The sequence below is a fragment of the Arthrobacter sp. HMWF013 genome, assembly GCF_003061105.1.
GTDB lineage: Bacteria > Actinomycetota > Actinomycetes > Actinomycetales > Micrococcaceae > Arthrobacter.
The window spans coordinates 1-3968 of record NZ_QAIQ01000128.1 but is presented as its reverse complement, the minus strand read 5'-3'; the positions used below and the strand labels follow the sequence as shown (position 1 = coordinate 3968).

The following is a 3968-nucleotide window of genomic DNA, read 5'->3' as shown; positions in this document are numbered from 1 at the left end:
CGAGCCGCCCGACAAGGTGTCGAAGCCCTCTGACAGCAGCGTCGCGACGCCGAAGTCACTGAGTTTGGCGCGTGGCCGGCTGTCCCCGCTCCCGTCGTCAACGAGCAGGACATTCGCCGGCTTCACGTCCCGATGGACAATGCCGTGATGGTGAATGTAGGCAAGACCGTCCGCGAGGTCATGCCCGATATGCGCGACGTGGGCCGCCGACATCGACCCCAGGCTGCCCCGCTCGCGAAGGTCAGGACCGCGGACCAGCTCCATCACCAGGTAGCTGTGCGGGTCCTGGGGATCGCTCAGATCCGCCCCGGCGTCGAACAATGTCACCAGCGCGGGGTGGCTCATGCCCGCGAGGATGCGGACCTCCGCCTCCTGCCTGCGGATCTGCTCGACGTCGGCCCGGTTCCTGCGGAACAGTTTCAGCGCAACATCCCGCTGGAGCAGCTCGTCAACGGCCCGGTAGACGCTCGATTGCGCGCCGGAGCCGATCAGTCCTTCTATCCTGTAGCGCCCGCTCAAGAGGTGTCCGCGCCGCATCATACCCACACCCGTGATCCCTAACTGACCCAGGGCCCGCGCCGCCGGCAGGAAAATGATGCCACTACCGGGCCGGGCGCAAACCAAGACATTCGTCCGTCCGCCTCCTGGCAGGAGACGGGGGTAATAACGGCTCGCCCTATATCGTAAGCGAGATCCGGCGATGTGGCGGCGGATATCCTGAAACTCCCCCGAAACCTGGGCGGCTTACTCTGGTTACACGCCGGCGAGGCTACGGAAGGAAAACCATTGCACCTGATGCCCCGAGAGCAGGAAAAGCTCATGATTGTGGTGGCGGCTGACCTTGCCCGCCGCCGCCAGGCCCGCGGCCTCAAACTGAACTTTCCCGAGGCCGTGGCCATCATCAGCTACGAACTCATCGAGGGCGCCCGGGATGGCCGCACGGTAGCGGACCTCATGAGCTACGGCACCACCGTCCTTAGACGGGAAGACGTGATGGAAGGCGTCCCGGAGATGATCCACGACGTCCAGATCGAAGCCACCTTCCCTGACGGCACCAAGCTCGTCACCGTCCACGATCCGATCCGATAGGGCGGCCATGATTCCAGGCGAATACATCCTCAGGTCCGCGCCCGTAACGCTAAACGCCGGGCGCCAGGCGATCGACGTCGTCGTCACCAACACCGGCGACCGGCCCGTGCAGGTGGGCTCGCACTTCCACTTCGCCGAAGCGAACAGCGCACTTGAATTTGACCGTGAGGCCGCCCATGGACGCAGGCTGGATATTCCCGCCGGCACGGCGGCGAGGTTCGAGCCCGGTGACAGCAGGACCGTGCGGCTGATTGAACTGGCCGGCCGCCGCGAGGTGTTCGGGCTCAGCAACGCCGTGAACGGCCCCCTCGATGCAGGCAAGGAGGGTGGCAAGTGAGCTTCGATATTCCACGCAGGCAGTACGCGGATCTTTACGGGCCGACGACCGGTGACGCCATCCGCCTGGCGGACACTGAGCTGTTCCTCGAGATCGAGAAGGACCTCACCGTCTACGGCGAGGAAGTGGTCTTCGGCGGCGGCAAGGTGATCCGCGACGGCATGGGCCAAAACGGCCAGGCCACCCGCGAGGAGGACGTCCCGGACACTGTGATCACCAACGCCGTCATCCTGGACTACACCGGCATCTACAAGGCCGACGTCGCACTCAGGGACGGCCACATCTTCAGGATCGGCAAAGCCGGCAACCCGCAAATCACCGACGGCGTGGACATCATCATCGGCGCCAGCACCGAGATCATCGCCGGCGAGCGGAAGATCCTCACAGCCGGCGGTGTGGACAGCCACATCCACTTCATCTCCCCCGACCAGGTTCCCACCGCCCTCACCAGCGGTGTGACCACCATGGTGGGCGGCGGGACCGGACCGGCAGAAGGCACCAAGGCAACCACCGTCACCCCCGGTAAATGGCACATCCAGCGGATGCTGCAGGCGGCCGAGGGGCTGCCCATCAACATCGGCCTGCTGGGCAAAGGCCATGCCTCCGCCGTCGAGCCGCTCGCTGAGCAGATCCGCGCCGGCGCCATCGGGCTTAAGGTCCACGAGGACTGGGGTTCCACCACTTCCTCGATCGACACCTCCCTGAAGGTGGCAGACGAATACGACGTCCAGGTGGCCATCCACACCGACACCCTTAATGAGTGCGGTTTTGTGGAGGACACCATCCGCGCCATTGACGGCCGGGTCATCCACACCTTCCACACGGAGGGCGCCGGCGGCGGGCATGCTCCGGACATCATCAGGATCGCCGGGCTGCCCAATGTCCTTCCGGCGTCGACGAACCCCACCCTGCCGTACACGCGGAACACCATCGAAGAGCACCTGGACATGCTCATGGTCTGCCACCACCTCAACCCGGACATCCCGGAGGACGTGGCGTTCGCCGATTCCCGCATCCGGGCCGAGACCATCGCCGCCGAGGATGTCCTGCAGGACCTGGGCATCTTTTCCATCACGTCCTCCGATTCCCAGGCCATGGGCCGTGTGGGCGAGGTGATCACCCGCACCTGGCAGGTGGCGGACAAGATGAAGAAACAGCGCGGCGTTCTTGAAGATCCCGACGGCGGCACGCACGGTTCCGCTGAGGGTCTGGGTTCGCAGAGTGATAATTTCCGCCTCAAGCGCTACGTGGCGAAGTACACCATCAACCCGGCCATCGCGCAGGGCATGGCGGACTCCATCGGTTCCGTCGAGGAGGGGAAATTTGCCGATCTGGTGCTCTGGGATCCCGCGTTCTTCGGGGTGAAGCCTGAGCTGGTGCTCAAGGGCGGGCAGATTGCCTACGCGCTGATGGGTGACGCCAACGCCTCCATCCCCACCCCGCAGCCACGGACCATGCGGCCCATGTTCGCCGCGTTCGGCAAGGCGGTGCAGCAGTCCTCCATCACGTTCCTGTCCCAGGCAGCCATCGACGCCGGTGTCCCCCAGGAACTCGGGCTCGAGAAGGTCATCCGGCCCGTTTCCGGCATCCGGACACTGACCAAGGCCGACCTGAAATACAACAACGCCACCCCGGACATCCAGGTGGACCCGGAAACGTACCAGGTGACTGTCGACGGTGAGGAAGTCACCTGCGAGCCGTCCGACGTCCTGCCCATGGCCCAGCGCTACTTCCTCTTCTGACCCCCACCTTCCGGAGCCTGACGTGATCATCGAAAAAGTCCTTGGCAACCTTCACGAGCTGCCTGCTACGGACCTGGCCGCCTACACCGGGCTGCACCGCGAAAAAGTGGTGCTTCCCAGCGCCCAGCTGGTCAAGCGGATCCAGCGTGTCATCACCGACCACGGCAAGGAGATCGGGATCCGGCTGCCCTCCGGCTCCGGCGACCTGCGCGACGGCGACATCCTGCACGTGGCCGAAGCCAACATGATCGTGGTCTCAGTTCTCCCCACCGACGTCCTCGTGGTGGCACCGCGCTCCGTCCACGAGATGGGCGTCGTGGCACACTCGCTCGGCAACCGGCACCTGCAGGCCCAGTTCTTCGACGCGTCCTCGGAATACGGCGCCGAAGTCATGGTGTGCGCCTACGACCACACCGTCGAGGACTATCTTCGCCACGTTGGAGTCCCCTACGACCGCCAGGAACGCGTGATGCCTGTGCCATTCCGCCATGCCGAACACAGCCACTAATGCCCCGTCTATGATTTACCAGTTGGCGCTGCAGCAGCTCACTGACTCCGCGCTTCCTACCGGGGCTTTTGCTCACTCATTCGGGTTCGAGGGGTACATCGAACGGGAGCTCGTTCATGATGAGGGGTCCTTTGGTGTGTGGCTCGGCGCGTTCATCGGGCAGCAGTTGTCGTACTCCGACGGCTTGGCGATCCGGTTCGTCTACGAGGATGCACCGCTCGAGGACTTGGACAACCTCCTGTCCGCGCAGCTGCTGCCACGGCAGGTTCGGGAGGCGAGCGTAAAGATGGGT

At 64.6% G+C, this 3968-nt stretch carries 6 protein-coding genes; 5 read left to right on the top strand and 1 reads right to left on the bottom strand.

What is annotated here, in order from left to right; all coding sequences use genetic code 11:
* Positions 1-519, bottom strand: a 519-nt coding sequence (locus DBR22_RS05900; protein ID WP_258229053.1) for a serine/threonine-protein kinase, incomplete at its 3' end; no start/stop codon positions are given.
* 267 nt (positions 520-786) lie between these two features.
* Between DBR22_RS05900 and DBR22_RS05895 the strand changes: the two genes are divergently transcribed.
* The 5 genes from DBR22_RS05895 to DBR22_RS05875 all read left to right on the top strand — a co-directional run.
* Positions 787-1089 (top strand): urease subunit gamma, encoded by a 303-nt coding sequence (locus DBR22_RS05895; RefSeq protein WP_108598222.1) that lies wholly within the window; start codon positions 787-789, stop codon positions 1087-1089.
* A gap of 7 nt (positions 1090-1096) precedes the next feature.
* Positions 1097-1426, top strand: coding sequence for an urease subunit beta (locus DBR22_RS05890; protein WP_108598221.1), 330 nt, complete (start codon positions 1097-1099; stop codon positions 1424-1426).
* Entirely contained in the window at positions 1423-3168 is a 1746-nt protein-coding gene (gene ureC, locus DBR22_RS05885) for an urease subunit alpha (protein ID WP_108598220.1), read from the top strand. Before DBR22_RS05890 ends, ureC begins: the two co-directional genes overlap by 4 nt.
* Before the next feature lie 22 nt (positions 3169-3190).
* On the top strand, positions 3191-3676 hold the full coding sequence (gene ureE, locus DBR22_RS05880; RefSeq protein ID WP_108598219.1) for an urease accessory protein UreE: 486 nt from the start codon (positions 3191-3193) through the stop codon (positions 3674-3676).
* Positions 3677-3686: 10 nt separating this feature from the next.
* Positions 3687-3968: urease accessory protein UreF (locus DBR22_RS05875; protein WP_375134909.1), on the top strand; the 282-nt coding region annotated here is incomplete at its 3' end.